1 protein-coding gene is annotated in these 6001 nt (G+C 67.5%); it reads left to right on the forward strand.

Annotated features, from left to right (window positions below):
- The first annotated feature begins 356 nt into the window (after positions 1 to 356).
- Positions 357 to 5702, forward strand: coding sequence for an aminotransferase class III-fold pyridoxal phosphate-dependent enzyme (locus tag QNO18_RS24690; RefSeq protein WP_283180102.1), 5346 nt, complete (start codon positions 357 to 359; stop codon positions 5700 to 5702).
- Positions 5703 to 6001: the final 299 nt, after the last annotated feature.

A 6001-nucleotide genomic window follows, 5' to 3' on the forward strand; every position in this document is an offset into this window, starting at 1 on the left:
CCCGCCGGTCGCAAATTTCCGCACACTGAACCCAAGGATCGACCTGAAAGACACGCCCTTCCATGTACCGCAGACCGAGGTGGCCTGGCAGGGCCGGGGCCCGATGCGCGCCGGGGTCAGCAGTTTCGGCGTCGGCGGCACGAATGTGCATCTGGCCCTGGAAGAAGCCCCGCCGCCTGTCTGCGCGCCGCAGGTAGATGCGTGCAGATCCTTCCCCTGTCCGCCCGCTCGCCCGAGGCGCTGGAGGCGCTGCGCAACAACCTTGCCGCTATGCTGGAGGCCGGGGAGGCCGCCCCGGCACTGGCCGATATCGCCTTCACCCTGCAAGAGGGCGGGGGCAGTACCCCTGGCGTATTTTGGTTGCTGCCGAAACCAGGACCGCCGCCGCGACGCTGCTGCGCAAGACCGCGCGGCCTGCGGCTGCAACGGTCGGTACGGCGCCGCGCATCGCCTTCATGTTCCCGGGGCAGGGCGCACAATACCCCGGCATGGGCGCCGGGCTGTACAGGCAGGAACCAGAGTTCGCCCGCTGGGTCGATCTCGGCGCCGAAATCCTGCGCCCGATCCTGGGCCTCGATCTCAACACCCTGCTGGCGCGGGGCGATCATTGCGACGTCGACGCGGCCCGGCTGTTGCGCGACACAAGGCTGACGCAGCCTGCGCTTTACCTCGTGCAATTTGCGCTGGGCCGGCTGTGGCAGTCGCGGGGCGTCAGCCCTGCCGCGATGATCGGCCATTCGGTCGGAGAATTCGCGGTCGCGGCGCTGTCGGGCGTGTTCAGCTTCGAGGACGGGCTGCGGCTGATCGCCAGGCGCGGCCAGCTGATGCAGGATCAGCCGCCCGGCGGGATGCTGTCGGTGCGCGCCACGATGGAGGAACTGGAACCGCATCTGGATGGCAGTCTCGACCACGCCGCCCGCAATGCGCCGAAGCTCCAGGTGATGGCCGGACCCGGCGAGGCGATCGCGGCACTGGCCCTGAGGCTCCAGGCGGTGAGCATCGCCTCGACGCCGCTTCACACTTCGCACGCTTTCCATTCGCGGATGATGGACCCGGTCTGCAATGCTCTCGCGCAGGAGTTTCAGACGCTGTCGCTGCGGAGGCCACAGATCCCGTGGGTCAGCACGGTCACCGGCGACTGGATCAACGCAGATCAGGCGACCTCGCCCGCCTATTGGGCCGGTCAGGCCCGCCGGTCGGTGGCCTTCGAAACTGCGATCCGCAAGCTGGCCGGGGACGGCCCGCTGGTCCTTGTGGAATGCGGCCCCGGGGCGGTTCTCTCGGCCTTTGCCGGGCAAATCCTGACACGCGACGGGGGCGCCACGATACTGCAATCGCTGCCGGATCACAGCGGAGCCGAGGCGGATGCCGTGACCATGGCGCGCAGCTTCGGGCGGCTTTGGGCGGCGGGTTGCCCGGTGGACTGGGGCAAGGCCGGACCGCGCGGGCAGGCCCGGGTCGTGCTGCCGACCTATCCCTTCCAGCGTAAACGACACTGGATCGACCTTCCCGCCGCGGAAATGCCCCTCGCTGCGAAGCCCTCAGCCATTGCCCTCCATACGCCGAACGGGAGTGTTGTCATGTCGACCGCAGTGCCTGCAACCGCCTCCGCCTCCGCCCCCGCCGCAGCCCCTGCTCCTGCCGCAGCCCCCGCCGCGGCCTCAGCCGCAAACCGCAAACCGCGGCTGACGGCCGACCTTCTGGCCACGCTGCGCGATCTGTCGGGCGAGGACCTGGGCCCTGCCGACGCGAGCCTGAGTTTCCTCGAACTGGGCTTCGACTCGCTGTTCCTCGGCCAGTTCACCCAGAAACTGGCGCAGATGCACGGCTGCACACTGACGTTCCGGCAGTTGCTGTCCGATTATCCCTCGGTCGAGGTGCTGGTCGCCTATCTGGATGAAACTTTGCCCCCGGATGCGCCCGCAGCAGCCCCGGTGGCGGCCCCGATTGCTGTGTCGCTGCCCGATGCCGGCGTGCCGGTACCCGCGCCTGCGCCTGTGGTCAGCTTTACCCAGCCCTCGGCACAGCCTTTCGCCCCGATCGCTGTTGGTGTTTCCGTCGCGGGCGAGGGGATGGCCGCCGTGGTGCAGGCGCAGCTTCAGACCATGCAGGCCATCTTTGCCGGGCAACTGGCGGCGCTGTGCCAGCCGCAGATCCTCTCGGCGCCGATCACGGTGCAGGCGCCAGCGATCCTGCACGTGACCCCGCCAGTATCCCCGCCTGCTACTTCGCTCTCCGCTCCGGCTGTGGCGCGCGGTGCTGAACCCTCCCCCGCCAGGCCCGGTTTCTCCATAGGACGCGCGACCAACACCGGCGGCGGCGATCTGACCCCGGCGCAAGCCGCCTTCGCGCGCGACCTGTCGCAGCGCTATGCGGCGCGGTTCCCGAAAACCCGCGAGCAGACCCAGAAATACCGCGCCACGATGGCCGATCCGCGCACCGTCGCCGGGTTCCGGCAGGAGTGGAAGGATCTAGTCTTCCCGGTTGTGGCAGACCGCGCCCGTGGATCTAAGATCCATGACATCGATGGCAACAGCTTTGTCGATTATGTTAACGGCTTTGGCACCACGGCCTTCGGCCATGCTCCCGATTTCGTCAATAATGCCGTCGCCGCACAACTTACGCGCGGCTATGCCATCGGCCCGCAATCCGATCTGGCGGGCGAGACGGCCGAGCGTTTCGCCCGGCTCGTCGGGCATGAGCGGGTGACCTTTTGCAACACCGGCTCAGAGGCGGTGATGGCAGCGATGCGACTGGCTCGCGCCGTGACAGGGCGGGACAGGGTCGTCGTCTTTTGCAACGATTATCACGGTCAGTTCGACGAGGTCCTGGTCAAGGGCCGGGGGCGCAGCGACAGCCCTGATGCGCTGCCCATCGCCCCTGGCATCCCGCGCAGCGGATTGTCCAATATGATCGTGCTGTCCTGGGGCGGCGAGGGGGCGCTGGACTGGTTGCGCGCACATGTCGGCAGCGTTGCCGCCGTGCTGGTGGAGCCGGTGCAAAGCCGCCATCCCGAAACCCGCCCTGCGAATTTCGTCCGCGAATTGCGTCGCTTGACCGAAGCCAGCGGCACTGCGCTGGTGATGGATGAGGTGGTGACCGGCTTCCGCACCGGCCCGCGCGGGATGCAGGGCAACTGGGGGGTCGACGCGGATCTCGCGACCTATGGCAAGGTCATCGGCGGCGGCCTGCCGGTGGGGATGCTCGCGGGAAAGCGCCGCTTCATGGATGCGCTGGACGGCGGCTTCTGGTCCTATGGCGACGACAGCGCGCCCGAAACGGCGCCCACCTTCTTTGCCGGAACCTTTGTGCGTCACCCTCTGATCCTTGCCGCCGTCAGCGCCACGCTCGACCATATCGAAGCGCATGGCCCGGATCTCTGGGACCGAACGGCCGCAAGGATGGGCGTTCTGGCCGAGGGGCTTAACGCAAGGCTGGCGCGCGACGGGCTGCCGCGCCTCGTAGAGGGCTATTCCAGCTGGTTTGTGCTGAACCTGCCCGGTCACGACGCCAATGCAACGCTCCTGTGGCCGCTGATGCGGCTGAGCGGCATCCATATCCAGGTGGGCTATGCCGCCTTCGGTACCACCACGCATTCCGAAGCCGATTTCCAAGCCTTCGACACCGCCTTCAACGATGCGCTGGATACACTGCAATCGGTGGGGATCATGGCGGGCGATGGCACCGGGACGGCGGCGCTGCGCCCTGTTGTTCTGCCCGCCGCCCAGCCCGATCCCGGCCCCTTTCCGCTGACCGAGGTGCAGCGTGAAATCTGGCTGACCAGCCAGTTGTCGGATGAGGCCTCGTGTAGTTTCAACGAAAGCGCTTCTCTGGTGATGAAAGGTGCGCTGGACGAAGCGGCGCTGACCCGGGCACTGGCCCAGGTGGTGGCGCGGCACGACGGCTTGCGGCAGGTCTTTGCGCCCAATGGCGAAAGTTTCCGCATCCTGCCGCCCTTCACGCCCGATCTGATCCGCCACGACCTGACCGCCACGGACGGGGCAGAGGCCGCGCTGGCCGAGCTTTTGCACGCCGATTCCGCGCGGCCGCTGGATCTGATCACCGGCGCGGCCTTCCGGCTGATGCTGTTGCGCACCGGGGCTGATGATCATGTGCTGGTGGTCAATGCCCATCACATCATCTGTGACGGCTGGTCGATGAACCTGATCTTCGGCGATCTGGCGCAGATCTATGCGGCGGAGCGTGAGGGGCGCAACGCCACCCTGCCGCCCGCGCCCTCTTTTGCCGCCCATGCGAGACGCGCCGCAACCCTTCCCGAGCCGGAGGCGAGCGCCGTTTGGTGGCGCGCGGTCCATGCCGTGCCCGCCGGTCTTCCCGACCTGCCACTGGACCATCCGCGCGGGGCGATGCGCTCTTTCAGGGGCGCGACGCTGACCGCGCATCTCCCGGCGGACCTGGTGAAGATTGCGCGCAAGGCAGGGGCGAAACAAGGCTGTACCCTGTTTGCCACGCTCTTCGCGGCGCTGAACCTGACGCTGGCCCGGCTGACCGGCACCGATGATCTGGTGATCGGCGTGCCCACAGCCGGCCAGACTTTGCTGGAGGACCAGGCGCTTGTGGGTCATTGCGTCAACTTCCTGCCGATCCGCACGCAGATCGACCGGAGCGAGACCGCGGCCGCCTTTCTGTCGCGCACGGGCCGGGTGGTGCTGGAGGCCTTTGACCATAGCGACTATACCTATGGCACCATGGTGCGCGCGCTTAATCTGAAACGCGGGCTGGACCGTCTGCCGCTGACCGAGGTGCAGTTCAATCTGGAAAAAATCGCCAGCGGCATGGAGATGGGCGGGCTTCAGGTCGCAGCCCATCCCAACCCCAAGACGGCGGTGAATTTCGATCTGTTCTTCAATATGGTCGAAAGCCCCGATGGGCTGCGGGTGGATGTCGATTACAACGCAGACCTCTATGAGCCTGCGACGGTGGCACGCTGGCTGGGGCATCTGGAATGCCTGCTGGAAGGCCTGACCGCCCCCGATGCGGGGCCGGTAGGCCGCTTGCCGGTGCTGCCTGCGGCACAGATCGACCATCTGGTGACGGGACTGAATGCGACGGCGTGGCCCGTTTCCGCTTTGCTGGTGCAAGCGATCCTGGCGCAGAGGCCTGACCGCATCGCGCTCGAGGACGGGGCGGCGCAGATGACCTATGGCGCGCTGGACCGGCGTTCGGCGGATTACGCCGCTGCCCTTGCCACGGCCTTGCCGGACAAGGGCGAGCGGGTCGGCATTCTGATGCAGCGCTCGGCGGATCTGGTGGCCGCGATGCTGGGGGTGATGCGCGCCGGCCATGTCTTCGTGCCGCTGGACCCTGGCCATCCCGCCGCCAGGCTCAACGCGGTCCTGGATGCCGCGCGGGTTGGACTTGTGCTGCACGATGCGGATATGCCGCACGAGGCCCTGGCCGGGCGCAACCTGCTGGCAACGCGGGAAGTGATCAGGGCCGATCCGGGCGTCCTGCCCGAGGTCGCCCCCGAAGACAGCGCCTATATCCTCTTCACCTCCGGCTCCACCGGCACCCCGAAGGGGGTGGAGATCAGCCATGGCGCGCTGGCCAATCTGATCACCTCGATCTGCGATGAGCCCGGGATCGGGCAGGGAGCAGTCTGCTTGCCGTCACCACGGTCAGCTTTGACATCGCCCTCCTGGAACTCTTCGCGCCGCTGGCCGCAGGCGGGCGGGTGGTGATCGCCGCTCAGGAGGATGTGCTGGACGGCTTTCGTCTGGTTGCCCGCCTGAACCGGGGTGACATCACCCATCTGCAAGCCACGCCGACACTGTGGTCGATGTTGCTGGAGGCAGGGCTGACCCCTGTGCCGGGGCTGACCATGCTTTGTGGGGCGAGCCACTCAGCGCGGATCTCGCGGTCTCGGCTGACTGCCGGAGGGGCGCCTTTGTGGAACTCTACGGCCCGACCGAAACGACGATCTGGTCTGCGCTGGAGCGGGTGCAGCCGGGGGCGCGCGTGACCATCGGCCATCCGATCG

It is taken from the genome of Gemmobacter sp. 24YEA27, from assembly GCF_030052995.1.
Taxonomy (GTDB): domain Bacteria; phylum Pseudomonadota; class Alphaproteobacteria; order Rhodobacterales; family Rhodobacteraceae; genus Pseudogemmobacter.